General features: G+C 55.9%; 25 protein-coding genes. 23 read left to right on the top strand and 2 right to left on the bottom strand.

What is annotated here, in order from left to right:
• The first annotated feature begins 256 nt into the window (after positions 1-256).
• From NI000_RS17525 to holA, 3 genes are all read left to right on the top strand, one after another.
• Positions 257-814, top strand: coding sequence for an RNA polymerase sigma factor (locus NI000_RS17525; protein ID WP_036677069.1), 558 nt, complete (start codon positions 257-259; stop codon positions 812-814).
• A 57-nt stretch (positions 815-871) separates the two neighbouring features.
• Positions 872-2,182 carry a zf-HC2 domain-containing protein gene (locus NI000_RS17530; RefSeq protein WP_301292563.1) on the top strand — a complete coding sequence of 437 codons (1,311 nt, stop codon included), beginning with the start codon at positions 872-874 and terminating at the stop codon, positions 2,180-2,182.
• Positions 2,183-2,467: 285 nt separating this feature from the next.
• A complete protein-coding gene (gene holA, locus NI000_RS17535; protein ID WP_253412751.1) occupies positions 2,468-3,487 on the top strand; it encodes a DNA polymerase III subunit delta in 1,020 nt (339 codons plus the stop codon).
• A 50-nt stretch (positions 3,488-3,537) separates the two neighbouring features.
• On the opposite strand, the gene NI000_RS17540 is transcribed toward holA, so the two are convergent.
• Both NI000_RS17540 and rpsT read right to left on the bottom strand, forming a co-directional pair.
• Complete coding sequence (locus NI000_RS17540; protein WP_253412752.1) at positions 3,538-4,029, bottom strand: AAA family ATPase; 492 nt, start codon at positions 4,027-4,029, stop codon at positions 3,538-3,540.
• 131 nt (positions 4,030-4,160) lie between these two features.
• Complete coding sequence (gene rpsT / locus NI000_RS17545; RefSeq protein WP_010495603.1) at positions 4,161-4,433, bottom strand: 30S ribosomal protein S20; 273 nt, start codon at positions 4,431-4,433, stop codon at positions 4,161-4,163.
• A gap of 188 nt (positions 4,434-4,621) precedes the next feature.
• On the opposite strand from rpsT, the gene gpr reads away from it, so the two are divergent.
• The 20 genes from gpr (at position 4,622) to NI000_RS17645 (ending at position 26,046) form a co-directional block, all read left to right on the top strand.
• Positions 4,622-5,620 (top strand): GPR endopeptidase, encoded by a 999-nt coding sequence (gene gpr, locus NI000_RS17550; protein WP_253412754.1) that lies wholly within the window; start codon positions 4,622-4,624, stop codon positions 5,618-5,620.
• 190 nt (positions 5,621-5,810) lie between these two features.
• The gene (gene spoIIP, locus NI000_RS17555; RefSeq protein ID WP_253412756.1) at positions 5,811-7,094 is read left to right on the top strand and encodes a stage II sporulation protein P; all 1,284 of its coding nucleotides are present in this window, start codon (positions 5,811-5,813) and stop codon (positions 7,092-7,094) included.
• Positions 7,095-7,136: 42 nt separating this feature from the next.
• Positions 7,137-7,538, top strand: a complete 402-nt coding sequence (locus NI000_RS17560) for a hypothetical protein (RefSeq protein WP_253412758.1) — start codon at positions 7,137-7,139, stop codon at positions 7,536-7,538.
• Between the two features lie 120 nt (positions 7,539-7,658).
• Positions 7,659-9,473, top strand: a complete 1,815-nt coding sequence (gene lepA, locus NI000_RS17565) for a translation elongation factor 4 (RefSeq protein ID WP_301292565.1) — start codon at positions 7,659-7,661, stop codon at positions 9,471-9,473.
• Between the two features lie 63 nt (positions 9,474-9,536).
• Positions 9,537-10,715: a radical SAM family heme chaperone HemW gene (gene hemW / locus NI000_RS17570; protein ID WP_253412760.1), complete on the top strand. Its 1,179-nt coding sequence runs from the start codon at positions 9,537-9,539 to the stop codon at positions 10,713-10,715.
• Between the two features lie 78 nt (positions 10,716-10,793).
• Positions 10,794-11,261, top strand: coding sequence for an N-acetyltransferase (locus tag NI000_RS17575; protein WP_253412762.1), 468 nt, complete (start codon positions 10,794-10,796; stop codon positions 11,259-11,261).
• 333 nt (positions 11,262-11,594) lie between these two features.
• Positions 11,595-12,626: a heat-inducible transcriptional repressor HrcA gene (gene hrcA, locus NI000_RS17580; RefSeq protein WP_253412763.1), complete on the top strand. Its 1,032-nt coding sequence runs from the start codon at positions 11,595-11,597 to the stop codon at positions 12,624-12,626.
• A complete protein-coding gene (locus NI000_RS17585) occupies positions 12,623-14,161 on the top strand; it encodes a TCP-1/cpn60 chaperonin family protein (protein ID WP_253412765.1) in 1,539 nt (512 codons plus the stop codon). The genes hrcA and NI000_RS17585 overlap by 4 nt, the downstream gene beginning before the upstream one ends.
• Positions 14,162-14,258: 97 nt before the next feature.
• Complete coding sequence (gene grpE / locus NI000_RS17590) at positions 14,259-14,867, top strand: nucleotide exchange factor GrpE (protein ID WP_253412767.1); 609 nt, start codon at positions 14,259-14,261, stop codon at positions 14,865-14,867.
• A gap of 69 nt (positions 14,868-14,936) precedes the next feature.
• The gene (gene dnaK, locus NI000_RS17595; RefSeq protein WP_253412769.1) at positions 14,937-16,784 is read left to right on the top strand and encodes a molecular chaperone DnaK; all 1,848 of its coding nucleotides are present in this window, start codon (positions 14,937-14,939) and stop codon (positions 16,782-16,784) included.
• 82 nt (positions 16,785-16,866) lie between these two features.
• A complete protein-coding gene (gene dnaJ / locus NI000_RS17600; protein WP_253412771.1) occupies positions 16,867-17,982 on the top strand; it encodes a molecular chaperone DnaJ in 1,116 nt (371 codons plus the stop codon).
• A 136-nt stretch (positions 17,983-18,118) separates the two neighbouring features.
• A complete protein-coding gene (locus NI000_RS17605; RefSeq protein WP_157261791.1) occupies positions 18,119-18,277 on the top strand; it encodes a YfhD family protein in 159 nt (52 codons plus the stop codon).
• 18 nt (positions 18,278-18,295) lie between these two features.
• Complete coding sequence (locus tag NI000_RS17610; RefSeq protein ID WP_054976864.1) at positions 18,296-18,691, top strand: hypothetical protein; 396 nt, start codon at positions 18,296-18,298, stop codon at positions 18,689-18,691.
• Positions 18,692-18,858: 167 nt separating this feature from the next.
• A complete protein-coding gene (gene prmA, locus NI000_RS17615) occupies positions 18,859-19,839 on the top strand; it encodes a 50S ribosomal protein L11 methyltransferase (RefSeq protein WP_253412773.1) in 981 nt (326 codons plus the stop codon).
• A gap of 10 nt (positions 19,840-19,849) precedes the next feature.
• Positions 19,850-20,536: a site-2 protease family protein gene (locus tag NI000_RS17620; RefSeq protein ID WP_253412775.1), complete on the top strand. Its 687-nt coding sequence runs from the start codon at positions 19,850-19,852 to the stop codon at positions 20,534-20,536.
• 133 nt (positions 20,537-20,669) lie between these two features.
• The gene (locus NI000_RS17625; protein WP_253412777.1) at positions 20,670-21,446 is read left to right on the top strand and encodes a 16S rRNA (uracil(1498)-N(3))-methyltransferase; all 777 of its coding nucleotides are present in this window, start codon (positions 20,670-20,672) and stop codon (positions 21,444-21,446) included.
• Positions 21,447-22,853: a tRNA (N(6)-L-threonylcarbamoyladenosine(37)-C(2))-methylthiotransferase MtaB gene (mtaB, locus tag NI000_RS17630; protein WP_253412779.1), complete on the top strand. Its 1,407-nt coding sequence runs from the start codon at positions 21,447-21,449 to the stop codon at positions 22,851-22,853.
• A gap of 136 nt (positions 22,854-22,989) precedes the next feature.
• Positions 22,990-23,421 carry an NUDIX hydrolase gene (locus NI000_RS17635; protein ID WP_253412781.1) on the top strand — a complete coding sequence of 144 codons (432 nt, stop codon included), beginning with the start codon at positions 22,990-22,992 and terminating at the stop codon, positions 23,419-23,421.
• 67 nt (positions 23,422-23,488) lie between these two features.
• Positions 23,489-24,859 (top strand): class I SAM-dependent rRNA methyltransferase, encoded by a 1,371-nt coding sequence (locus NI000_RS17640; protein ID WP_253412782.1) that lies wholly within the window; start codon positions 23,489-23,491, stop codon positions 24,857-24,859.
• A 200-nt stretch (positions 24,860-25,059) separates the two neighbouring features.
• The gene (locus tag NI000_RS17645; protein ID WP_253412784.1) at positions 25,060-26,046 is read left to right on the top strand and encodes an SIS domain-containing protein; all 987 of its coding nucleotides are present in this window, start codon (positions 25,060-25,062) and stop codon (positions 26,044-26,046) included.
• Positions 26,047-26,096 lie beyond the last annotated feature (50 nt).

Raw genomic sequence — 26,096 nt, forward strand, 5'->3', positions numbered from 1 at the left:
CGGATTCCTGGCAAATCTCCGGGCACGAGCCTTTAACGGGCATCGTCAGCCGGGGAGCTGCTGGGAATCCGATCTTTTTTGCCGCGAAACAAAAAAGCCCTGCACACGTATAATTGAACGACATGAGTCGGCTGTTCAAGCCTTAGAAATCTATATACCTCGAAGTCAAAATTTGATATGCTGATAGAGTTGTGTTCCGGGTGCAACATTTTGCTCGACGCACTCGTTTATAAGGTTGCAAGAGAGGGGGATCCCAGTGGTAGCGCCTGAAGTTATCAAGGCTGCCCAGTCGGGCGATCGCGACGCTCTAATTACCCTATTGCGCGAAATTGAAAACCACGTCTACCGCACTGCTTATTACATTTTGAACAATGAGCAGGATGCGATGGACGCCGCTCAGGAAGCGTTAATCCGAATTTATACGAAAATCAACTCCTACGAAGAAAAGGCTCAGTTTAAAACGTGGGTGCAGCGCATCGTGACCAACTTGTGCATCGATAAATTCCGCCGGGCCAAGCCTACGGTTTCGATCGAGCAGCACGATTTGAGCTTTACCGACCATAAAACGGTGGAAGACGAAGTGATGTCTACGTATATCGCTCAGGACATCCGAGATGCAATCGACAAGCTCCCCGAGCACCATCGGTCCGTCGTGGTGCTTCGATACTTGCAGGATTTTTCCTACAATGAAATAGCGGAATCGCTCGACTTGCCGATCAACACGGTGAAATCTTATCTGTTCCGGGCAAGACAGCAGCTCCAAACCATCCTGAGGGAGTACAAAAAGCCAAGCGGCGACGCGGTTCGAGGGTAAGCGGCGCAGCATGAAGAGGATATACGAATCGTTACGGAAAGGTAGTGTACGGGGATGATGTGTCAAGAGGTGATCGAACTGATGCAGAGATACCTGGACCGGGATCTCGATGAAACGGAGTACAGCCGGATGCTTCAGCATCTGCAGCAGTGTCCGGATTGCACGGAATTGTTCGAACGTCTTGTTAATTTATCGAACGAGCTGGAGAGCTTGCCCAAGGTAACGCCGCCATTCAGCTTGGTCGATGCCATATTGCCGAAGCTGGAGCAGCTTGAAGCGGCAGGAGCCGTACCGGATACCGCTTACGCCGCTTCCGACAAGATAGAGCGCGAGACGGAAGCTCTGCGGGCTAAGACCGCCCCTGATCCGGCGGACGAACGTCCGACCTGGGGAAGCTGGCGCAAAAATATGCGGGAATGGATTTCCTTCCCCGTGTTCGGCGGCGTCGTGGCGGCCGGGCTCGTGTTCGGATTTTTCCTGTTCCAGAGCCAGCAGACCAATCCCGAGGCGGATGCGGGAAGATTGCTGCTCTCGATGACGGATAAGAAAGCGGAAAACGCAAGCGGCGCGGGGCAGCCGGCGGCCGGCCAAGCGACCGATACGGCGAAAAGCAAGCCAGCGGCGTCCGAGGAGCACAAGCTCCAAAATTCGTCCGCAGGGAGCGGTGACGCCAATACAGAAGCTCCTGCCCGCGCGGGAAGCTCCGATGCAGGGAGTGCAAGCCAGACGGCCGGACCCCGGCAGCCGACGTTTGGAGGCGGGAACAAGACGGCGGAACCGGAGCAGCCCGTTCAGGAGAAGCAGCCAAAGGCTCCGGCAGAGAGACGCGATAATGTAGCGGTGCCTTCTCAGCAGCCTGCTACTCCTCCGGCACAGGAAAAAGGCGGTCAGTCCGGGGAGCAGGGCGGTCAACAGACGGTAGCGCCGAAGAACGGCAGCAGCGAGCAAGCCGAGGGCTTCATCGCCCAGCCTTCGGAAGAAGCGGCCACCTCCGAGTCCGCTGACGCGGGCGGTGCAGGAGCGATGGATAATCAGCCGCCGCTGGAAGAATCCGCTCAGACGAATGGCGGCTCGCCTATGGGCATTGCCGCGAAGCCGGACTCGAAGCCCGCAGCTCACGAGCTTGCATCTTCGGACGGGAAGTATAAAGCCTCGGTCCGGGAAGAGAAAATTGTTATTTTTGACAAAGACGGCAAACAACTGTTTGCGTCCGGCTACAATTGGAAGGGTGCGGATCGCATCGAGCTTGTGGAATGGTCCGGCGACGGGAAATTGACGTACCGGGTCAACATGTCCGAACAGTCCAAGACGTTGGTCATCGACCTCAAAGCCAAGACCGAAACGGAAGTCAAGCCGAGCAAGCCGTAACCGAAGGCGGGTTTCAACAAGTTCATGAAAGTTTAACATATTGGTAAAGAGAACTGTTGCACCCCGCGGCGTGCATTCACGTATATATACAATAGATTAAGACGGAAGACGATTCACGTCGTATGACCATCTGCGGGCCGGTTTCTAGAGCCTGCCCGGCGGGTGTTTATATAGATGCGTTTCGGGCAAAGGGATTAGGTCGGGCCTTAGGGCTTTGACGTAATCCCTTTGTTGTTGGTATCATGAAGGACGTAAGCAGAGCGGGAAGGAACGGTGGGCGGCACGATGGATTACAAAACGGCGATGAAGCACATCAGCAAGGGGCAGTTTAAGCCCGTATACATAGCCTACGGGGCGGAAAGCTATCTGATTCAGGAGCTGATCGCCCGGTTGACGGACAAGCTGATCGAGCCGGAGCATAAAGCGTTTGCCGTATCGCGGTACGATCTGGCGGAAACGCCGGTCGACGCCGTCATCGAGGAGGCGGAGACGCTGCCTTTTATGGTGCCGAGCAAGTTGGTCGTGGCGACGAATGCGCTGTTTCTGACAGGTGCCAAGGAAAGCGGCAAAGTGGAGCATTCGCTCGAACGGCTTGCGGACTATTTGAAAGCCCCGGCGGATTTCTCCATCATCGTCTTTACGGTCGAGGCGGACAAGCTGGACGAGCGCAAAAAGATCGTCAAGGCGCTGAAGGAAGCCGATGCGCTTGTTCCGTGCGCCATGCTGTCTGCGGACGAACTGGCGGGATGGGTCAATCAGGAAGCGGGAAAAGCCGGTTTTTCGTTCGGTCCCGGGGTCGCGGAGCAGCTCATTCTGTACGCGGGCACCAGCCTTCAGGCGCTCGTCAAGGAAGTGGAGAAATGTGCCCTCTACGTCGGTCAGGGAGGGACGCTGCGAGCCGAAGATTTGGAGCAGCTCGTCACGAGAAGCATCGAGCAGAACATCTTCCTGCTGATTGAGCATATCGTTCAGGTCAAGCTGGATCAGGCGTTTACGATGCTGAGCGAGCTCATCCGCCGCAAGGAGGAGCCGATCAAAATCGTGATGCTGATTGCCCGGCAGTTCCGCATTATGTTCCAAGTGAAGGATCTAATGCAGCAGGGCTATTCGCAGCAGCAAATCGCCGGCCAGCTCGGGCTGCATCCGTACGGCGTGAAGGTTGCGGCCGGTCAGGCGAACAAGTTCGAATTGAAGCAGTTGGCGGACATTTTGCAGCAGCTTGCGGATCTCGATTACCGGATGAAGAGCGGGAAAATCGACAAAGTGCTGGGCTTGGAAATGTTTCTGCTGCGGCTGGCATCTTGACGATACAAGAAGAGAGCATGATCGTTCCGGGAAGGGACGGCCATGCTCTTTTACTTTACAAAACTCAAGTCCTTATTATCATATAATCGGATAACTTTGTGTTGATAGAACTGCAGCTTGGATTCAAAGCTTGCTCTGTTGTTTTCAAAATCCTGCGTCCATTGAAACATCATCCTTAATATCGTAAGATCCGACTTATAATGGCACGTTTCAATCCCCAGTTTTTGTTTAAGAAACCGGGTAACTATGCGGATTCTGCGTTTCCATAGCGGCGTATCGAGAAAAATAATAGTATCCGCCATTTCAAACAAACACTGATACGATTCCCGGTCCGTTCCTTCGAATATCCAAGCTCCGCTTTTATCAATCTCCCTAATGACCTCGACTTGCTCATCCGCTGTCCGTTTATACCGCCCGGCCTCCGTTTGAGGATGAACGATACCATCCAGCTCATACCAAGGAACATTCAGCTTTTGGGATAAACGCTTCGCCAAGGTCGTTTTGCCGCTAGCTACAATTCCAACGATGAAAACCTTTTTCATAGGAGCTCCTTCATGTAAATAAAAAAGACCGACAGGACAAAATCCTGAAGGTCTTTCTTTATCGCATGTATGTTGTTGACAACGGGTACGGAGACAAAGCCTCGTACCTGGTGCAACGCCGCTTAAGTACCTTACGATTGAGCGGAAAGAGCATTAAGTCTTTTCGCGAGACGGGACTTTTTGCGGGCAGCGGCATTTTTATGGATTAATCCTTTGGTCACTGCTTTGTCCAACTTTTTGCTGGCAGCGATCAGAGCGGCTTTAGCCGTTTCCACGTTGGTGCCTGCGATTGCAGTTTCAGCTGTTTTTACAGCCGTGCGGAGCGCGGATTTGTGCGAAGCGTTGCGAAGACGGCGCTTCTCGCTTACTTTCACGCGTTTAATCGCGGATTTAATGTTTGGCATGACGTTCACCTCCTACCACAACTTGCAAAAAAACATAGGTCATGTTTTGTTGACAACTCTTAATATTCTAACATGGGCAATATGAAAATGCAATAGAAACGCCGGACCGAGCCTGTAAAACTTTTGCATAACGGATTTGGCTTTTTCACACAATAATTTGGCGAGCCAGAATGAAAGGAGATGAGAGCATGGGATTGGATTTGAGCGCTTACTCCGTGCGGACGGATCTCGCCCTTGAGGCGCACGATTTGGCATCGGCCGGCGGAATGACGATACCGGGCATTGAGCGGACGCAGTACGAGGAGGAAGGCGTCCGGGTCAGCGTGATCGATATTACTTCCCAGGAGGGCTCCCAGGCGGTCGGAAAGCTTCCGGGTCATTATATAACCTTGGACGTACCGGCGCTGCGTCAAAAAGATAGCGATCTGCAGGACCGGGTAGCTACGATATTCGCCCAGGAGTTTGAGAAATTTCTGCACAAGCTGAATATCGGGCCGAAGGCGAGCGTGTTGATCATCGGACTCGGCAACTGGAACGTGACGCCCGATGCGCTGGGACCGATGGTCGTGGAAAATGTCATGGTGACCCGTCATTATTTCGAGCTGATGCCGGATCAGGTTAGCCCGGGCTATCGTCCGGTAAGTTCCGTGGCGCCGGGCGTGCTTGGGACGACCGGGATCGAAACGAGCCAGATCGTGCAGGGAATCGTAGAGCAAGCGAAGCCCGATCTGGTGATCGCCATCGACGCGCTGGCGTCCCGTTCGCTCGAACGCGTCAACACGACGATTCAGATCGCGGACACGGGCATTCATCCCGGGTCGGGCATCGGCAACAAGCGCAGAGGCTTGACGCTGGATACGCTTGGGGTGCCCGTTATCGCCATCGGCGTGCCGACCGTCGTCTATGCGTCGACGATCGTGAACAATGCGTTCGATATGATGCATAACCATTTCCGCAAACAGACGACGAACACCGGACATATTCTCGGTCTTCTCGACAATATGCAGGAGCAGGAGCGGCTGCAGCTGGTGAAGGAAGTGCTGAACCCGCTCGGCCACGATCTGCTCGTCACGCCGAAGGAGATCGATCAGTTCATCGAAGACATCGCCAATATTATTGCCAGCGGGTTGAATGCCGCGCTGCATGAAGCGGTCGATACGAGCAACGTTTCTGCGTATACACATTAAGCCGAATGAACGTCTGGGAACGGCAGGATGACGATTCTCCGCCCCGGGCGTTTTTGATTGCGCCGGTAAATTTGCTCTTGATCTATGATTTTCAGGTTCTATCTTCTAGCGCGGCTTCATAGAGTTGGTAATAGAGAAGCGGGATTTCCGAAGGCAAAAAAATCGTCGGAAAGTGCCTGCTCAGCCGAAGATGCACCAGAAGCCGAACAAGGAGGAATGGATCATGAAGTGGCCGGCCATAACCGTCAATTTAAGCAGGTACCGGAAAATGGGACAAGCCATCGGCATGTACTCAAGGACGTTGACCATCCTGATGACAGGATGTCTGTTGTTTTTTATAGCCATCGGATTGCTAGGGTATGTGCATTCGACCGTCTCGAACCCTTCCCCTTCTACGTCGATGAAGGGACTGGCAGCATCCGTATCCAGCCGGTTCTTCATGGATATGATGGGGATGGAGGTGCCGGGTCTGCAGCAGGACCGCAAGTCGTTTACATTTTCGCAATCGAACGTATCGGGCTTCCTGTTCTCGCTGTTTACCGATCTGAATCCGAAGGATCCGAAGACGCTCATTTCCCGGGAGGTCCCCGGGCTGTCGCAGGAGCGCTCCGTGCTGCTGAGCGGCGCCGACGGCTTCGTCGTCGATTCTCCCGAGGACTACGGCCCCAAATCGGACGTGTTCCAGCGTGGGGACCTGGGGGAAGCGGGCTCGATCACGGCCAATCCCCGAGCGAGATCTGTCGACGACGGAAAAGTGCAGGGTCCGGCCATCCCGCTACCTGCGGCCGAAGGACCGAGAATGGCTGGCAAGAACGTCGCTTTCATCTATCAATCGCACAATCAGGAATCGTATTTGCCGGAGCTGCCCGGCGTCCGAGATCCGGACAAGGCGTACGACCCGAAACGGAACGTAACGCTGGTCGGGCTGCGGCTCGCCCAAATGCTTGAAAAGGAAGGTATCGGCGCCGTGCATTCGGATAAAAACTATCCGGCCATCGAAAAAAGCTTCAACTATTACTACTCCTACAAATATTCGTTCAAAACGCTGGAAGAGGCCGTATCCGGGCACCCGGACTTGAAATTTTATTTTGACGTTCACCGCGACTCGCAGCGCCGCGACAAGACGACGGCGACGATCAACGGAAAAGATTACGCGCAAATCTACTTTATCATCGGCGGCAAAAATCCGAATTGGAAGCAAAACTACCAGTTCGCCGAACAAATCGACCGCGTGCTCGAAGCGAAATACCCCGGCCTCTCCAAGGGCATTCATGCCAAAAACGGAGAAGGCAACGGCGTCTACAATCAGACCTTCTCCCCGAACAGCGTACTGATCGAGGTCGGCGGGGTGGACAACAGCCTGGAGGAATGCTACCGCACCGTGGATGCGCTGGCCAAGGCGGTTTCCGAAGTAATCCTGAATGCAGAGAAGGTCGATGCGCCGGTTACAGACGGGAAAGACGGGAAAAAGTAACGGCCGGTACCGGACCCCCAGCGAGAAAGAGAGGAGAGCGCGGTGAGAGGAAATGCGTTCGTCAAAGTCGGCGCCGTAGGATTGGCGATGGCCTTCTGCATCTTTTTCGGAGTCGCGCTTGCCACGCAGGGAACCGAGCGGATCCACGGCCCGCTGACCAAGCCGCAGGCCGAGGCCGGTGAGGCGAAGCAGCACGCGTATACCGCCGCGCCAGCAGGGAAGCAGGCTACCGCGCCTCCGGCCGGAGCAAATGCAGCGGGGCCGGTGCCCAAGCCGCAAGCGCAGCGACCTGCGGAGGCCAAAGCGAAGCCGGCGATGCCGGAAGATCCGGCTGCGAACACGGGCATCAACCGTGTCGGGAACAAGACGGGAGAGCTGCTGCAGATTGCGGCGTATCACGGCATCCGTCTCGTCGTCTCTCTATTTGAAGCGTTAAGTCCATAAGCGCCGTCTTCGGGAACGGGACGGAGATGGAAGTTTAGGGGTGTCCATTGCTGCCCGCCGTCACAACTGCTATAATTAGAAGTATTGTAAATTTGCAGGTTAGTGAGGGTAAAGCTGCCGATGGATATCCAAGCCAGACAAAAGAAAATAAGAAATTTTTGTATCATCGCCCATATCGACCATGGGAAATCGACGCTTGCAGACCGCATCCTCGAATATACCGGCGCACTTTCGTCGCGCGAAATGCAGGAGCAGGTGCTTGACCAGATGGATCTGGAGCGCGAGCGGGGCATCACGATTAAGCTGCAGGCGGTTCGCCTTAGCTACCGGGCCGACGACGGTGAAGATTATATATTGAATTTGATCGATACCCCGGGACACGTCGACTTTACGTACGAGGTTTCCCGCAGTCTTGCCGCCTGTGAAGGCGCCCTGCTCGTCGTGGACGCGGCGCAGGGGATTGAAGCGCAGACGCTTGCCAACGTTTACTTGGCGTTGGACAACAATCTGGAAATTTTGCCGGTCATCAACAAAATTGACCTCCCCAGCGCGGAGCCGGAACGGGTGAAGCAGGAGGTCGAGGACGTGATCGGGCTTGACGCCAGCGATGCGGTGTTGGCTTCCGCCAAAGCCGGCATCGGAATCAAGGAGATTCTCGAGCAGGTCGTACAGAAGGTTCCCGCACCGACGGGCAATCCGGACAACCCGCTCAAGGCGCTCATTTTCGACTCGCACTACGATCCGTATAAGGGCGTTATCGTGTACGTCCGCGTCATCGACGGCTCGATCAAGGCGGGCTCGAAAATCAAATTCATGGCGACGGACAAAACGTTCGAGGTCATCGAGGTCGGCGCGTTCAAGCCGCGCATGGGCTCGGTTCCTTCGCTGGAGGTCGGCGATGTCGGCTTCATCGTCGCCGGGATCAAGAACGTCGGCGACACCCGGGTCGGGGATACGGTAACGGACGCCAAAAATCCGACACCCGAGCCGCTGCCGGGCTACCGCAAAATCAACCCGATGGTATTCTGCGGACTGTATCCGATCGAAACGAGCGATTACAACGATCTGCGCGAAGCGCTGGAGAAGCTGCAGCTGAACGACGCGTCGCTCAGCTTCGAGCCGGAGACGTCCACGGCGCTCGGCTTCGGCTTCCGCTGCGGATTTTTGGGGCTGCTCCACATGGAGATCATCCAGGAACGGATCGAGCGCGAATTCAACATTCCGCTCATTACGACCGCACCGAGCGTGGTGTTCCGCGTGACGCAGACGAACGGCACCGTGCTGAATATCGAGAATCCGTCGCTGTTCCCGGAGCCGGGCAAAATCGACTTCGTCGAAGAGCCTTACGTCAAGGCGTCCGTCATCGTGCCGAACGATTATGTCGGCGCCATCATGGAACTGTGCCAATCCAAGCGCGGCGAGTATATCAATATGGAATATCTCGACACGACCCGCGTGACGCTCACTTACGATATTCCGCTGTCGGAGATCGTTTACGACTTCTTCGACCAATTGAAATCGAGCACCAAAGGCTACGCTTCGTTCGATTATGAACTGTCGGGCTACAAGAGTTCCAACCTGGTGAAAATGGACATTCTGCTGAACGGGGAGCAAGTGGACGCGCTCTCGTTCATCGTGCACCGCGACCGGGCGTTCCACCGCGGCCGTATCATTTGCGAGAAGCTCAAGGAACTCATTCCGCGCCAAATGTTCGAGGTACCGGTGCAGGCTGCGATCGGCCAGAAGGTCATCGCGCGCGAGACGGTGAAGGCGATGCGCAAGAACGTCCTCGCCAAATGTTACGGCGGCGACATTTCGCGGAAGCGGAAGCTGCTCGAGAAGCAGAAGGAAGGCAAAAAGCGCATGAAGCAGGTCGGCAGCGTGGAAGTGCCGCAGGAAGCGTTTATGGCCGTATTGAAGATCGACGATAACTAAGAAAAAAGCAGGCAGGTGCTTCGGAGTTCCGAACGCCTGCTTTTGCCATTAGGGGGAACCTAAATGCTGCAGCGAACCCAGACACCCCAAGCGGTGTATATTCATATTCCTTTTTGCACGAACAAATGCCACTACTGCGATTTCAACTCCTACGTGCTGAAAGGCCAGCCCGTCATGGATTACTTGGACGCGCTTGAGCGCGAAATGGAACGGACGGTACAGGTGGTCCCGCCGGGGGAGATCGAGACGATCTTCGTCGGGGGCGGTACGCCGACGGTATTGACGCCGGAGCAGATGGAAGTGTTTTTGCGCCGCGTCCGCGCTTATTTTCCGGCCTGGTCGCCGCAGCTGGAATTTACGATGGAGGCGAATCCGGGCACGACTGACCTGGAGAAGCTGCAAGCGATGAAAGAAGGAGGCGTCAACCGGATCAGCTTCGGGGTGCAATCGTTCGACAACGGGCTGCTTGAAGGCATCGGACGCATCCACAATACCGACGACGTATACCGGAGCTTGGAGAACGCGCGGAAGGCCGGGTTTACGAACCTGTCCATCGATCTGATGTTTGGCCTGCCGAAGCAGACCAAGGCTGTAATGGAAGCGACGTTGAAGGAAGCGCTCGCGCTGGACTTGCCGCACTACTCGATCTACAGCTTGAAGGTGGAAGAGAATACGCTGTTCCACACGCTCTATGAGCGCGGACAGCTGCCGCTGCCCGAAGAGGATGAGGAAATCGGCATGTTTCTACTGATTATGGAACGGCTGCGCTCGGCCGACTACGGCCAGTATGAAATCAGCAACTTCGCCAGACCCGGGTACGAGAGCCGGCATAACGCGATGTACTGGCGCAATCAGAGCTATTACGGCCTTGGCGCCGGGGCTCATGGCTACGTTCACGGTCAGCGGCATGTGAATATTAAAGGTGTCCAGCCTTACATCGATGCGACGCGCAGCGGGCTGCCGCTGCTGGACAAGAACGCCGTTGAAGTTCATGAAGCGATGGAAGATTTCATGATGGTCGGGCTACGGATGCTCGGCGGTGTGCGCAAGGCGGATTTTAACGAGCAGTTCGGCATGGAGTTGGACGACGTGTTCGGGCATGTACTGCAACGGCAATGCGGCCTCGATTTGCTGGAGGCAAACGCCGGGGGCTACAAGCTGACGGAGCGGGGTGTGCTGCTCGGAAACGAAGTGTTCGGCGAATTTTTGGGAGCCGTAAAAAATACGTCAAAAATAGGTTGATCCTTTATACGTCTTGTTGTATATTTATTCATATCATTTTCTACATGAGATACTACTAGGCGATGGGTGGGAACCGCTATGACGACGACGTTGACCTGCAGACAAGCGACCGCGCAGGACATTGACACATTATACGACATTATTCAAGGCTATGCTGAAAAAGGAATTATGCTCCCGCGTACCAAGGAGACGCTGTCTGTGCAGCTCGATACGTTCGTCGTAGCGGAGATCGACGGCCAGCTTGTAGGCTGCGGCTCGCTCACAAGGCTCGGGCAAGATCTGGTCGAGATCCGGTCGCTCGGAGTTTCGGACGGATACAAAGGTCAAGGCATCGGCAAGGCGCTCGTCAACTCGCTGCTGCACGAAGCGAAGCAGCAGGGCATCCCGAAAGTGATGGCGCTGACCTACGAGGTGGCGTTCTTCGAAAGAAACGGCTTTACCGTTGTCGAGAAGGAGATCTTCCCCGAGAAGGTATGGCGCGACTGCATCCACTGCAAAAAGCAGCATTGCTGCGACGAAATCGCCGTCCTGAAACGGCTCGACTGACTTGACACAGACCCTATGGGTCTGTTATTTTTGTATTAGCTTAGCACTCACTAGCACGGAGTGCTAACGAAAGAACGGTTTGAATGTTGGGAAACAAGGCAAGCAAGGTATGCCTTGGTTTACTTCTTTTAATATATTTGTTTTTCGGTAAAAAGTTTGACGGAGGAAAGAACTGCAGTCGGAGAGTCTACGTGCCGCCTTTGAACTCGGGTTCTTACCGAAAGGTAAGTTCAATTGGAACCCGAGTTCAACAGCGGCCGGAGGCTGCAGTTCCTTTCACGCAGTCAACTCTCTTTTCTCCCGAAAAACCTCCAAAGCAAGGGGGGACATGGTGTGCTAACCGAACGTCAACGTCATATTTTAAGCGCCATAGTCGATGATTACATCCGTTCTGCAGAGCCGGTCGGCTCCCGCAGCATATCCAAGCGCGGCAATGTGGGATTCAGCCCCGCCACCATCCGCAACGAAATGTCCGACCTGGAGGAGATGGGCTTTCTGGAGCAGCCGCACACGTCGGCCGGCCGGATTCCTTCCCACAAGGGCTATCGATATTACGTCGATCATCTGATGCATTATAACCAGCTTCCTGTTCAGGATGTCGACATGCTCAAGCAGTTTTTTGCCGAAAAAATGCAGGAGATGGAACGCACCATCCAGCATGTGGCGCAAATTTTGTCCCAGCTGACGAATTATACGTCTATTGTCATGGGACCGGAGATGCTGGGCACGACGATGAAGCATTTGCAGATCGTTCCGCTTAACGAGCGGACGGCTGTCGCGATTATCGTGACGAACACCGGACAAGTGGAAAACAAGACCGTCACGATCCCCGAAGGCGTTCCGATGTCGGAGATCGAGAAGTTCGTCAACGTGCTCAATGCCCGGCTCAAGAACGTGCCGCTGCTTCATTTCAAGGCGAAGCTGTACACGGAGATCGCCTCGGAGCTGAGCAGCTACGTCTCCGGTTACGAAGAGCTGCTGCTCATGCTGGATCATGTGATGGACCGCGGAGAGGAAGAGCGGATATTCCTTGGCGGCACGACGAACATGCTGACGCAGCCCGAGTTCAAGGATGTCGATAAGGTGAAAAGCATTCTGGACCTGCTCGCCGAAGGACCGAAGATAGTGCAGCTGTTTGACGGAACCGGTGAAACGGACGGAATACAGGTGCGAATCGGCAGCGAGAACAAGTTGGAAGCCGTGAACGATTGCAGTTTGATCACCGCTTCGTATTCGCTGGACGGGCAACTGCTCGGGACGATCGGCATCCTCGGACCGACACGGATGGATTACGGTAAAGTCATCAAGCTGCTCGATCATTTGACGAAAGATTTGAATCAATTGATGGGGCGTTGGTACAAATGAGCCAAATCAAGCCGACAGGCCAGGAAGGCGAAGAGGCGTTTGCAACGCTGCGGAACAACGCGAATGCGATCCGCGCCATTTGCTCGGCGGTGGAAGGAACCCTCGGACCGAAGGGGCTCGATACGATGCTGGTCGGGACGCAAGGGGAGGTCGTCATTACGAATGACGGTGTGACCATTTTGGAAAAGATGGACGTCACCCACCCCGCCGCAAGATTGCTCATTCAAGTCGCCCGTTCCCAGCAGCATCAGGTCGGGGACGGCACGACGACAGCCACCGTGCTGGCGGGCGCATTGGTCGCCGAAGGCGTGGCGCAGGTCACGCGGGGCGTACCGGTGGCGAAGGTCGTCCGCGGGGTTCAGGACGGCGTGGCCGCGGCGCTGGAGTCGCTGGCCCGCCGGGCGCGCCCGCTGGAAGGAATGAGCGATCCGCTGCTGTACCGGATCGCGTATATTGCGGGGCGGGAGCATGCCGACCTCGCCAAGCTGATCGTCGAAGGAGCGAAGCGTCTCGGCCCGGCGAAGCTGCGGGAGCCGCATTTCCGCTTCTCCGACGTCGTGATGTCGCACGGAAAAGCGGCGAACGAAGTGTGGCCGGGCTTGTTGATTAATAAAAAGCCGGCTAATGCCCAGCTTGATTTTCCGCCGGATACGGCGCAGGTGCTGCTGTTCCAGGATGCGTTCGAGCCGGAGTCGGTCGATGAGGAAGCGCTCATGACCGATGCGGGCTTCCACAAGCAGACGCAGCTGCGGGAGCAGTTCCGCGCTCTCTTGGAGAAGCTCGTCGAGCTGCGCGTCGGCTTCGTGGCCTCCGAGCGGGGCGTCGATCCCGAGGCGGAGCAGTTCTGCACGGACCATGGGATCATGGTGCTGCAGCGCTTGCCGCGTGCGGAGCTGCGCCGCATCGCCGAATACACCGGCGCGCGGCCGATCCGTCGCAGCGGACTGCGCAAGCCCGCCTCGGAGCTGGCGGGCTATCTCGGCTTCGCCGGACACGTCGCCTACGACGAGCCGCTGGAGAGCGTGCGGATGGCCGAAGGCAAAGGCCGCACGCAAGTATCCATCGTCGTGGGCGCCAGCACGAGCGAGGTGGTCGGCGAGCGGCTGCGCATTGCCCGCGACGCGGCTTCAAGCGTGCAGGCCGCGTTGCGAGGCGGCTCCCTGCCCGGCGGCGGGGCGGCCGAAATGGCCGTCGCCCACGAGCTTGACCGGCACCGCGAGACGGTGCAGGGTATGGAGGGCTTCGGCATCGCCGCCGTCGCGCAGGCGCTGCGCAAGCCGCTGGCGCAAATCGTCGTAAACGCGGGCTACAACCCTCTGGAAAAGGTCGAAGAAGTGAAGGCGGCACAGATCGCTTCCGGCAACGATGCGCTAGGCATCGACTGCGATACCGGAAGCGTTGCGGATATGATGGCCGCCGGCGTCGTCGACCCGGCGGAGGTGAAGCTGCATGCGCTGCAGGCTGCCGGTGAGGTGGCATGCGCGGTGCTTCGCATCCACACGGTTATTAAGATGCGCCCGCGTACGGAAGAGTAGGGCCCAGCATGCCGGGCGTTTCCCGGCCGCATGGGATGGTTACAATAAGTAGAGATAGGGAGGCCGGACGGCCGATTCGGTTAAGGAGGTGACACAATTGAACGCGGAACAAAAAGAGCAAGCAAACGGACGCCCGGAGACGGACGTCGAAACCAACAAGCAAGAAGCCGGAGCTACATATGACGCCGGAGCATCGGCCGAAGGCGCTGCCGACACGGAACAGGCAACCGGCCAATCGGAGGCTCAGGAGGCAGTCAATCCGGAAATGGAAGAACTCAAAAAACAAGCGGAGGAAAATCACCAGCGTTTTTTGAGGGCGCAGGCCGATTTTGACAACTTCAGACGCCGCACGCAAAAGGAAAAAGAAGAGTTTGCCAAATACGCTTCATTCAAGCTGATCGAGCAACTGCTTCCGGTGGTCGACAACTTCGACCGGGCGCTTGCCGCCAGCAAGGGCAGCAGCGATTACGAAGCCTTGGCGAAAGGGATCGATATGATTTTCCGCCAGCTGGAGCAAGTGCTGACGAGCGAAGGCTTGCAAAAGATGGAAGCGGTCGGTCAACCTTTCAATCCCGAGTACCATCAAGCCATCATGCAGGTGGAATCCGATGAGTACGAGGAAGGCACCGTTGTGGAAGAAGTGCAAGCGGGCTACCTGCTGAAAGACAAAGTCATCCGACCTGCAATGGTCAAAGTGAGCTCATAAAGCATAAATTATGAACGCGATAAGCGTATACCCATACAATGCACAGCGAAATTAAGGAGGCTAACCCTCATGAGTAAAGTAATCGGTATCGACCTTGGGACGACAAACTCCTGCGTGGCCGTCATGGAGGGCGGCGAGGCCGTCGTTATCCCGAACCCGGAAGGCAACCGTACGACACCTTCCGTCGTAGGTTTCAAGAAAGACGGCGAGCGCGTCGTTGGCGAAACGGCGAAACGCCAAGCCATTACGAATCCTGACCGTACGGTCATCTCCATCAAGCGTCATATGGGGACGAACCACAAAGAAGTAATCGACGGCAAAGAGTACACGCCGCAAGAAATTTCGGCGATCATTCTGCAAAAGCTGAAAGCCGATGCGGAAGCTTACCTCGGCCAGTCGGTCACCCAAGCCGTTATTACCGTTCCGGCTTATTTCAACGACAGCCAACGTCAAGCGACGAAGGACGCAGGCAAAATTGCTGGCCTCGAAGTGCTGCGGATCGTCAACGAGCCGACGGCAGCCGCTCTCGCGTACGGGCTGGAGAAAAGCGAAGACCAAACGATTCTTGTATACGACCTTGGCGGCGGTACGTTCGACGTCTCCATTCTGGAGCTTGGCGACGGCTTCTTCGAAGTTAAAGCGACCAGTGGGGACAACCGTCTGGGCGGCGACGATTTCGACCAAGTCGTCATCGACCACCTCGTGGCCGAGTTCAAAAAAGAGCAAGGCATCGATTTGAGCAAAGATAAAGCGGCGGTTCAACGTCTGAAAGACGCGGCCGAAAAAGCGAAAAAAGAGCTGTCCGGCGTTCTGACGACGACGATTTCCCTGCCGTTTATTACGGTTGTGGACGGCGTGCCGCAGCACTTGGAAATGAATCTGACCCGCGCCAAATTCGAAGAGCTTTCCGCCGAGCTGGTGGAAAGAACGATGGGACCGACCCGTCAAGCTCTGAGCGATGCGGGCCTTAGCGCGAACCAAATCGACAAAATCGTATTGGTCGGCGGTTCCACACGGATTCCGGCCGTTCAAGAAGCCGTTAAAAAGCTGACGGGCAAAGAGCCGCACAAAGGCGTTAACCCGGACGAAGTCGTCGCACTCGGCGCTGCCGTGCAAGCGGGCGTACTGACGGGAGACGTTAAAGACGTCGTACTGCTCGACGTGACTCCGCTGTCCTTGGGGATCGAAACCGCAGGCGGCGTATTTACGAAAATGATCGACCGCAACACGACGATTCCGACAACGAAATCGCAGGTGTTCTCCACTTACGCAGACAACCAGCCAAGCGTGGAAATCCACGTTCTGCAAGGGGAGCGCGCAATGGCGGCCGACAACAAAACGCTGGGCCGTTTCATCCTGGGCGATATTCCGCTCGCGCCGCGCGGCGTGCCGCAAATCGAAGTTACGTTCGACATCGATGCCAACGGTATCGTCAATGTCAGTGCACTGGATAAAGGCACAGGCAAAAGCCAAAAAATTACGATCACGTCTTCCAGTGGTTTGTCCGATGAGGAAATCGACCGCATGATGAAAGACGCGGAATCGCATGCCGACGAAGACCGCAAGCGCAAAGATCTTGTTGAAGCCCGCAACCAAGCGGATCAGCTCGTTTACTCCGTCGACAAGACGATTAAAGATCTGGGCGACAAAGTCGACCAGGCTGAAATCGACAAGGCGAATGCGGCGAAAGACAAAGTGAAAAAAGCGCTTGAAGGCAACAACCTTGACGAGATCAAAGCAGCTACCGAGGAGCTGACGCAAGTCGTTCAGCAGCTTTCCACGAAGCTGTACGAGCAAGCGGCGCAGCAGGCACAAGCGGCCGGCGGCGCAGACGCCGAAGGCACGCAAGGCGCAGCCAAAGGCAAAGACAACGTGGTAGACGCGGATTACGAAGTGGTCGACGAGAACAAGAAGTAATAACCCTTGCGGTTAGCAGGAAGTCAAAGCCGGGATTCGGCTTTGACTTTCCGTTTGTCGCCCGGGGAGTGGGAGTGGAACGATGAGTAAACGCGATTACTATGAAGTGCTTGGAGTAGGCAAGGACGCTTCCCAAGAGGATATCAAGAAAGCTTACCGCAAGCTCGCCCGCCAATACCACCCGGACGTGAACAAGGCGGACGATGCCGAGTCCAAGTTCAAAGAAGCGAAGGAAGCGTACGACGTACTGAGCGACGATCAGAAGAAAGCGCAGTACGACCGCTTCGGCCATGTCGACCCGAATCAGGGCATGGGCGGCGGTTTTAACGGTGCCGACTTCGGCGGCTTTGGCGATATCTTCGATATGTTCTTTGGCGGCGGTCAGCGGCGCAACCCGAATGCACCGCAGCGGGGCGGCGACCTGCAATATACGCTGACCATCGAATTCAAGGAAGCGGTATTCGGCAAAAAGACCGACATTCACATTCCTCGCACGGAAACGTGCGATACGTGTAGCGGCAGCGGCGCGAAGCCGGGAACGAAGCCTGAAACGTGCGGCGTCTGTCACGGATCCGGGCAGCAGGAGGTCGTGCAAAATACGGCCTTCGGGCGAATCGTCAACCGCCGGGTGTGCTCCGCTTGTCAAGGACAAGGAAGAATCGTCAAAGATAAATGCGGCACGTGCCACGGCTCGGGGAAAGTCAAGAAGCAGCGCACGATCAGCCTGAACATTCCGGCAGGCGTGGACGACGGGGCGCAGCTCCGCGTGACGGGAGAGGGCGAAGCAGGAACTCGGGGAGGTCCTCCGGGAGACCTGTACGTCGTGATTCGCGTCAAGTCGCATGAATTTTTCGAGCGGGAAGGCGACGACATTTATTGCGAAGTGCCTCTGACGTTCGCGCAAGCGGCGCTTGGGGACGAAATCGAAATTCCGACGCTGACTGAGAAGGTAAAGCTGAAAATTCCGGCCGGCACGCAGACGGATACGTATTTCCGCCTGAAAGGCAAAGGCGTTCCGCGGCTTCGCGGGTACGGTCAAGGCGACCAGCACGTGAAGGTGGTCGTCGTGACGCCGACCAACATGAACGACGAGCAGCGGGAGCTGCTGCGCGAATTCGCGCGGCTCAGCGGCGAGCATACGCACGAGCAAAATCAATCGATTTTCGAGCGTATGAAAAAGGCCTTTCTAGGCGATTAAGCAGATCGAGAGGCATACGAAAGCACGGCGGCGATTTATCGCTGCGGTGCTTTTTTGCATATTTTTCGTTCGATTGGCAGACAATACAAAAGGTGGATATCCAAACCGTATAGATTACGTAAAGGAGGAAATGGAAATGAGCGAAAATGAACGTCAGACCAATCAAGCGGATCGACAGCTTCCCATCGCCACAAACGAAGACGTCGAATTTGCTTCCGAATTAGCGGATCAAGCGGACGTCGCAGCGCGCGAGCGTGCGGCGGATGCCGATGAGAGACAACAAGGGCAAGCGTAGGGAAGCGGGGTAATTATTATGGCTGAAAAAAGCATCCTGGCTTATTTCCAATCAAGGCAGCAAGCGGAGAGCTGCGTGCCGAAGCTGAAAGCCTTGCGTGCCGCCGATATTCAAATCGATCAATTCGGGGAGTATCCGGGGCATGGCGTGGAGGAAACGTTCAATCCTTTAAGCAACAGCGATTTTCCGGGATTGGCCTATTTAACGCTCGGCGGGTCCGGTATGAGTCAGGATGCGCGGATATTGACCGCCGTCGATGTGGATGCCAGCGGCATGGCCGACGGCAGCAGAGAGCTGTTGGCACCGGACCCGGAGGATATGACGCGCCGGGACATTCTGCTGACGGTTGTCCTGGATGAAGCGACCTACGACCAAGCGCTGCGGGTCATTCGCGAGGCGGGCGGCAACATCTGAAGCCCGGCAAAGCCGGCCTTCGCAGCCGGTGATAACGGTTCCTTGCATGTCCGACATGCGGGGAACCGTTTTTCGCATGCGGCTGCGCCGTTTTACCCGCGCCCGTAATTGTTGTATACTAGGACTTACGTGTGCTTGCATAAGCAAAATATGGGAGGGAATACCCGGTGCGTTGGCATGAATTAACGGTACATACGACAGAAGAAGCAATCGAGATGATTTCGAATTTTATACACGAGTTTGGAGCAGGCGGCGTGTCGATCGAGGAGTCCGGGACGCTCAACAAGAAGAGGGATACGTCGCTCGGACAATGGTATGAGCTCCCGCTGAACGATATTCCGGAAGGCCGGGCCGTCATTAAAGGCTACTTCGCCGAAGGAACCGACATGGAAGCGATTCTGGAAGAGCTAAAGCGTTCCGTCGATCAGCTTGCGGAATACGATATCGATACCGGGAATCCCGTCTACGAATTGAAGGATGTGGACGACGAGGATTGGGCGAACGCGTGGAAGCAGTACTTCAAACCGCTGCGCGTGACGGACCGGCTGACGATTAAACCGACCTGGGAAGACTATACGCCGGAAGCGGACGAGCTGATTTTGGAGCTGGACCCCGGAATGGCCTTCGGCACGGGCACGCATGCGACGACGTCGCTTTGCTTGCGTACTCTGGAGCGGGTCGTGCAAGGCGGCGAAGACGTGATCGACGTCGGCACGGGCTCGGGCATTTTGGCCATCGCGGCTGCCAAGCTGGGTGCGAAGCATGTGCTGGCGCTTGACCTCGATCCGGTCGCTGTGTCCAGCGCGACGGAGAACGTGCATTTGAACGGGCTGGATCAGCAGATCACCGTGAAGCTGAGCGACCTACTGCAGGTGCTGAACGAGCACAAAGCGGAGGCGGCCGGAAGCGGCGCGCTCGGCGTCAAGCTGCCCGTGCAGGTCGTTGTAGCGAACATTTTGGCCGAAATTATTTTGCTGTTCGTACAAGACGTGTACGAGGTGCTGGAGCCGGGTGGACGCTATATCGTATCCGGCGTTATCAAGAGCAAGCAGCAGGCGGTAGAAGAAGCGTTGACCGCGGCCGGCTTCGAGTTGATCGAACAAACCGAGGAGCAGGATTGGGTTGTGCTCGTCGCCAGAAAGCCGTAGGTGAGCCGATATGGATTGGAACTTTTTCGCCTACCCGCTGGAGGAAATGCCGTTTGTTTTCCTTGTGCTGTTGATCAGCTTTACCGTACACGAATTCGCGCACGCTTACTTCGCCGACCGGTTCGGCGATCCGACGCCGCGGTCGATGGGGCGGCTTACGCTGAATCCGCGCGTACACCTCGATCTGCTGGGGATGATCTTCTTTCTGGTGGTTGGCATCGGGTGGGCGAAGCCGGTTCTAGTCAACCGCAGTCACTTCAAAAAGCCCCGGCTGATGGGCATTATCGTGTCGTTAGCCGGACCGCTCAGCAACTTGGTGCTTGCTTTCGTCAGCCTGGTCCTGTTCTATGCGCTGATCCGTATGGGCGTATTAACCGGAACGTCGCAAGGGGTAAGCCTGGCAATTCAGCTGTTTTTCACCCGGATGGTCCTGATGAATATTTTCTTGTTCATACTCAACTTGATTCCATTCCCTCCGCTGGACGGGTACCGCATTGTGGAGGATCTGCTGCCGCGCAGAATCATGATGAAGATCAAGCCTTACGAGCAGTGGCTGTTTTACGCGATTTTGTTGATGTTCTTCATCCCGCCGATCCGGCACGTTACGCTCGGGCCGATCTTTGCCCAGCAGGGGCCGATTTTTGCAGCGTTCGATTCCGTGGCGAAGCTGATGTTCGGGGTAGGCATCCGGATGTGATTGTTTCCGGTAAAATTGGTTAATTTTCTTCGGAAACTGGCGTTTGGATCGAAAAAAGTGTATGATGAAGGATGACCGTTTCTACGTCTCGTATAAGCGGTCAACCTATTTTTGTGGAAGCGAAGGATACGGAATGCAGCGATATTTCATTCATCCGGACGAATTTGCGGATGCTGTGGTTACGATAACCGGGGACGATGCGCATCATTTGATTCGCGTGATGCGGGCGAAGCCGGGAGATACGTGCATTGTGAGCGACGGCGTGAGCCGGGAGGCGCTTGTGCGCATTCGTTCTTTGGAGGACCGGCAGGTGACGGCGGATATTGTGGACCGTCTGCCGATGGAGAACGAAGCGGCGGTTGACGTATGGATCGCTCAAAGCCTGCCCAAAGGGGACAAGATGGAGCTTGTCATCCAGAAAGGGACGGAAATCGGCGCGGTCCGTTTTTTGCCGTTCATTTCGGAGCGCACGGTCGTTCAATTGGACGGCAAAAAGGAAGGCAAGCGGCTCGAACGCTGGCAGAAAATTGCCAAAGAAGCGGCCGAACAGGCGCACCGCAACCGCGTTCCCGCGGTCGAATCCGTGCTCTCCTGGAAGGAGCTGTTGCGGACGGCTTCGGAGGCGGATGCCGCCTGGATCTGCTATGAGAAGCAGGATACGCAGCAGCTGCGCCGGGCGATTCGGGAAGCGGTAACCAAGAGAAACGACCGAACCGATGGAAGCCGCGTCAAGCTGATGCTTATCGTAGGACCCGAGGGCGGGTTCAGCGAGCGGGAAGTTTCGGAGGCAGAGGCGGCCGGCTGCGTGGCGGTCGGCTTGGGTAAACGAATACTACGGACGGAGACGGCCGCGATGGTCGGACTCACATGCATTTTATACGAATCCGGAGAGATGGGGGGAGAACAATAAATGGCAACCGTCGCTTTTCATACGCTCGGATGCAAAGTCAACTTCTACGATACGGAAGCGATCTGGCAGCTGTTTAAACAGGAAGGCTACGAGCAGGTTGATTTCGAATCGACAGCCGATGTCTATGTCATTAATACCTGTACGGTGACCAACACGGGGGATAAAAAGAGCCGCCAGATGATTCGGCGCGCCATTCGCAGAAACCCGGAGGCGATCGTCGCGGTGACCGGCTGCTACGCGCAAACGTCGCCGGCCGAAATCATGGCGATTCCGGGCGTCGATCTGGTTATCGGAACGCAGGACCGGGACAAAATCATGCCTTACGTGAAACAGCTGGAGCAGGAGCGTCAGCCGATCAACGCGGTGCGCAATATTATGAAAACACGCGCGTTCGAAGAGCTGGACGTGCCGGATTTTTCGGATCGTACGCGCGCTTTCCTGAAAATTCAGGAGGGCTGCAACAACTTCTGTACTTTCTGCATTATTCCGTGGTCACGCGGCCTCATGCGCAGCCGCGAGCCGCAAAGCGTGCTGAATCAAGCCCGCATGCTTGTAGACGCCGGTTATCAGGAGATCGTGCTGACGGGAATTCATACGGGCGGCTACGGGGAGGATATGGAGGATTACAGCCTCGCCAAGCTGCTGTGGGATCTGGACAAGGTCGACGGCCTGAAGCGGATTCGCATCAGCTCGATCGAGGCGAGCCAAATTACGGACGAGGTGCTTGAGGTACTGCAAGCCTCGGACAAAATGTGCCGTCATCTGCACATTCCGCTGCAAGCCGGAGACGACGAAGTGCTTAAGCGGATGCGCCGGAAATATACGACGGAGCAATTTGCCCGCAAAATCGAGCACATCCACCGGATTATGCCGGGCGTGGCGATTACGACGGACGTTATCGTCGGTTTCCCGGGGGAGACGGACGAGATGTTCCGTCGCGGCTACCAGTTTATGGAACAGATGAAGTTTTCGGAAATGCACGTATTCCCGTATTCCAAGCGGACCGGTACGCCGGCCGCGCGGATGGAGGATCAGATTGACGAGGAAATCAAAAACGCCCGTGTGCACGAGCTGATCGATTTGTCCGAGAAAATGCAGCTCAGCTACGCGGAAACGTTTGTCGGCCAAGTGCTGGAGGTCATTCCGGAGCGGGACTACAAGGGTCAGCCGGGAAGCGGCCTGCTCATGGGCTATTCGGACAACTACCTGCAGCTCGTGTTCGAAGGCAGCGAGGACTGGATCGGCCAAGTATGCCGGGTGAAGGTCACCGAGGCCGGAGTCAACGAGTGCCGCGGCCAGCTTGTCCGCGCCCCCGAAGCGGGAACCGTTCACCTGTCGTCCAGAGCGACAGGCACGGGCGCTTCGGCCGAGACGATTCCGGGACAAGCGGCTAAAGCGATCGTATAAGCTGAAGAACGAAGGATTTCATTCGACGATAGGCAGGCGTGTTTTCCTGCGGCATCCATGATTCAAGCCGCCGGTAAGACCGCCTGTGTCCGCCGGGTGAAGTCCTTTCGATTTCCAATAGGAAAGGGTGATGTCGATGAAGGAAATTTCGGCAGGTGGCGTGGTGTTTCGCAAAATCGGAAACGACGTGCAGGTGCAAATGATCCAGGACCGGTACGGCAAAATTACGCTGCCGAAAGGCAAGATGGAAGCCGGGGAAACGATAGAGCAAACGGCGCTGCGCGAAATTCTCGAGGAAACGGGAATTTCGGGAACCATCGTGCGTCCGCTGGAGACGATCACGTACCAATTCGCCATGAACGGCGGGGTCATCGACAAAGAGGTTCACTATTTTCTGGTAGAAGCGACCGGAGGCACCTTGCAGGCGCAGGTCGAGGAAATCCGCGGCGTCGAATGGCTTCATCCGCTCGAGGCCTGGCACCAGCAGACGCATTCCGGATACGGGAACAACGATTCCGTTTTGCAAAAGGCGCTGAATGCGCTGGGCTATGAAGTGAACGGACAATGACCGGATTTGACCTGAAGCGGGGGCTCAGCGGCACCTCGTCGTACTAAACATTGGGAGGACCTCGGCCATGGCTGTCGTCGTATTGCAGAAAAAAAGAAAAAAACGGTTAGAAGAAGGCCACCCATGGGTGTACCGCTCGGAAATCGAACGCGTGGAAGGCGAAGCGCCGCCGGGAGGGCTCGTATCCGTACATACGCACGCCGGTCAATATTTGGCGACCGGGTATTATAATCCGGCTTCGCAATTGACCGTGCGGATTGTTTCCTACGAACCGATGGAAGAAATGACGCACGCCTACTTTATCCGCCGGATTCAAGAATGCAAGGAGCACCGGGAACGGTTTTTGCTGAACGCAGGGTCGTACCGCCTCGTTTACGGCGAGGCGGATTTCTTGCCGGGGCTGATTGTGGACAAGTTTGAGGACGTGCTGGTGGTCCAGATTTTGACGCTCGGCATGGAGCGTGTGCGGGAGGCGCTCGTCTCCGCGTTGGTCGAGGTGATGCGGCCGGCCGGCATTTACGAGCGCAGCGACGTCTCCGTCCGGCAGCTCGAAGGTCTGGAGCAGCGCACCGGCGTGTTGTACGGGGAATGTCCGCAGCATGTCACGATCCGCGAGAACGGGATCGTTCTGGAAGTGGATATTGCGCAGGGGCAGAAGACCGGTTATTTTTTCGACCAGCGGGAAAACCGGGCCGCTTTGGAACCTCTGATGAAAGGCTGGGGCCAACGGAGCGGCATTGAGCTGCAAGAGCGGGTGCTGGACGACGGGACGGTCAAGCGCGTGCCGGTCAACCGGAACGGCAGCGAAGTGACGTTTCCTTACTGGGACGGCGCGACGGTGCTGGAATGCTTCTCGCATACCGGCAGCTTTACGCTTCATGCGTGCCAGTTCGGCGCCAAAAAAGTGACGTGCCTCGACATTTCCGAGCATGCCATTGAAACAGCCAAGCGGAACGTGGAGCTGAACGGTTTCAGCGACCGGGTGGAGTTCGTCGTCGCCGACGCGTTCGATTACCTGCGCGAGCAGGCCCGCGGCTTGGATCTTCGGCAGGAGCGGGGAAAAGCGGGCGAGCGGAAGGTCGATACGTCGGTGCCTCTTGCCGCAAAAGGCAGAACGTGGGACGTGGTCATTTTGGACCCGCCGGCCTTCGCCAAGTCGCGGAGCGCGGTCGAAGGGGCTTGCCGGGGCTATAAGGATATTAACCTGCACGGCATGAAGCTGGTAAACGAAGGCGGGTACTTGGTAACCGCAAGCTGCTCCTACCACATGAAGCCGGAGCTGTTCCTCGAAACGATTCATGCGGCCGCCTACGATGCGGGTAAAACGCTGCGTCTGATCGAATTCCGCAATGCCGGCAAGGACCATCCCCGCATTCTCGGTGTGGAGGAAGGCAACTATTTGAAGTTCGCTATTTTTGAGGTTCGAAGCAAACGATAACAGAATCAGCAAGGAACAAGCCTTAGTTCGGTTGATAGCCGGACTAAGGTTTTTTGTTTTCTCCATATTGACAGATAAGTTCACAGATAATATTATAAGGACATATAACGTTATATAACATATTATTAAAAAGGCCGGTGATCGATCAACCCCATCGCTTGTTTCAGAAGATTATCGATCTTAGAGGAGGAAGCGCACCCATGGCTAACGCTTATGCCAATGTGAACGAGCAGATTCGTCAAGTACTTGAGGTATTCCGAAACCGGGACATCCGGAACGTGTTTTTTGTCGCTTGCGGCGGTTCGTCCGCTTTAATGTACCCCAGCAAATATTTGCTGGACCGCGAAGCGAAGGGAATCGTCTCGGATTTGTACAGTTCGAATGAATTCATCCACCGCAATCCGGTTACGTTGGGAGCGCATTCATTGGTCGTGCTGTGCTCTCATTCCGGCAATACGCCGGAGACGGTGGAGGCGGCGAAGTTCGCCCGGTCGAAAGGGGCGCTGGCGGTCAGTCTGACGAATGTGGAACAATCTCCCTTGGCCGCCGAGTCGGATTATGCGATAAAATACGGTTGGGGCGACGAAGCCGTCGCGATCGATACGAATTATGGCATCATGTATCAGATCGTTATGGGGCTGCTCTATGTGCGGGAAAACAATCTTAAATTCGGGCCGATGATGAACAGCCTGAAGCATTTGCAGCAGGCTTACAACAAAGCGAAACAGCAGTTCGCCGAACCGGCCGCGCGCTTCGCCGAAGCGTATAAGGATGAAAAAGTGATTTATACGATGGCCAGCGGAGCGAATTACGGCATTGCCTATTCGTTCGCCATTTGCATCCTGATGGAAATGCAGTGGATTCACTCGCATGCGATTCATGCCGGCGAGTATTTTCACGGGCCGTTTGAAATTTTAGATAAAAATGTACCGTTTATTATTTTGCTGGGCTTGGACGAAACCCGTCCACTCGAGGAACGCGCACTGGAATTCTCGAAACGATACGGGGAGAAATTAATCGTTCTGGACGCCAAAGCGCTGGATCTGACCGGGATCGATCCGGAGGTTCAAGGCTATATTGCCCCTCTGGTGTTGAATGTGGTGCTGCGCCTTCATGCGAATAAGCTGGCCGATGCGCGGAATCATCCGCTTACGACCCGCCGTTATATGTGGAAAGTGGCCTATTAACAAAAAAATAGCTTGGACGCGGACGCGAACGGAGGCTCTTCGAGTCTCCG

Origin of the sequence: Paenibacillus tyrphae, from assembly GCF_024158745.1 — a bacterium.
Lineage (GTDB): Bacteria > Bacillota > Bacilli > Paenibacillales > NBRC-103111 > Paenibacillus_G > Paenibacillus_G tyrfis_A.

Excerpts from the sequence above, each read along its gene's own strand:
- NI000_RS17530 (WP_301292563.1), top strand. The coding sequence starts at position 872 with ATGTGTCAAGAGGTGATCGAACTGATGCAGAGATACCTGGACCGGGAT.
- holA (WP_253412751.1), top strand. The coding sequence starts at position 2,468 with ATGGATTACAAAACGGCGATGAAGCACATCAGCAAGGGGCAGTTTAAG.
- NI000_RS17620 (WP_253412775.1), top strand. The coding sequence starts at position 19,850 with ATGGATTGGAACTTTTTCGCCTACCCGCTGGAGGAAATGCCGTTTGTT.
- NI000_RS17540 (WP_253412752.1), bottom strand. The coding sequence starts at position 4,029 with ATGAAAAAGGTTTTCATCGTTGGAATTGTAGCTAGCGGCAAAACGACC.
- rpsT (WP_010495603.1), bottom strand. The coding sequence starts at position 4,433 with ATGCCAAACATTAAATCCGCGATTAAACGCGTGAAAGTAAGCGAGAAG.
- NI000_RS17605 (WP_157261791.1), top strand. The coding sequence starts at position 18,119 with ATGAGCGAAAATGAACGTCAGACCAATCAAGCGGATCGACAGCTTCCC.
- spoIIP (WP_253412756.1), top strand. The coding sequence starts at position 5,811 with ATGCACCAGAAGCCGAACAAGGAGGAATGGATCATGAAGTGGCCGGCC.
- dnaK (WP_253412769.1), top strand. The coding sequence starts at position 14,937 with ATGAGTAAAGTAATCGGTATCGACCTTGGGACGACAAACTCCTGCGTG.
- hemW (WP_253412760.1), top strand. The coding sequence starts at position 9,537 with ATGCTGCAGCGAACCCAGACACCCCAAGCGGTGTATATTCATATTCCT.
- NI000_RS17575 (WP_253412762.1), top strand. The coding sequence starts at position 10,794 with ATGACGACGACGTTGACCTGCAGACAAGCGACCGCGCAGGACATTGAC.
- NI000_RS17610 (WP_054976864.1), top strand. The coding sequence starts at position 18,296 with ATGGCTGAAAAAAGCATCCTGGCTTATTTCCAATCAAGGCAGCAAGCG.
- NI000_RS17640 (WP_253412782.1), top strand. The coding sequence starts at position 23,489 with ATGGCTGTCGTCGTATTGCAGAAAAAAAGAAAAAAACGGTTAGAAGAA.
- NI000_RS17585 (WP_253412765.1), top strand. The coding sequence starts at position 12,623 with ATGAGCCAAATCAAGCCGACAGGCCAGGAAGGCGAAGAGGCGTTTGCA.
- NI000_RS17645 (WP_253412784.1), top strand. The coding sequence starts at position 25,060 with ATGGCTAACGCTTATGCCAATGTGAACGAGCAGATTCGTCAAGTACTT.
- lepA (WP_301292565.1), top strand. The coding sequence starts at position 7,659 with ATGGATATCCAAGCCAGACAAAAGAAAATAAGAAATTTTTGTATCATC.
- gpr (WP_253412754.1), top strand. The coding sequence starts at position 4,622 with ATGGGATTGGATTTGAGCGCTTACTCCGTGCGGACGGATCTCGCCCTT.
- NI000_RS17635 (WP_253412781.1), top strand. The coding sequence starts at position 22,990 with ATGAAGGAAATTTCGGCAGGTGGCGTGGTGTTTCGCAAAATCGGAAAC.
- dnaJ (WP_253412771.1), top strand. The coding sequence starts at position 16,867 with ATGAGTAAACGCGATTACTATGAAGTGCTTGGAGTAGGCAAGGACGCT.
- mtaB (WP_253412779.1), top strand. The coding sequence starts at position 21,447 with ATGGCAACCGTCGCTTTTCATACGCTCGGATGCAAAGTCAACTTCTAC.
- NI000_RS17625 (WP_253412777.1), top strand. The coding sequence starts at position 20,670 with ATGCAGCGATATTTCATTCATCCGGACGAATTTGCGGATGCTGTGGTT.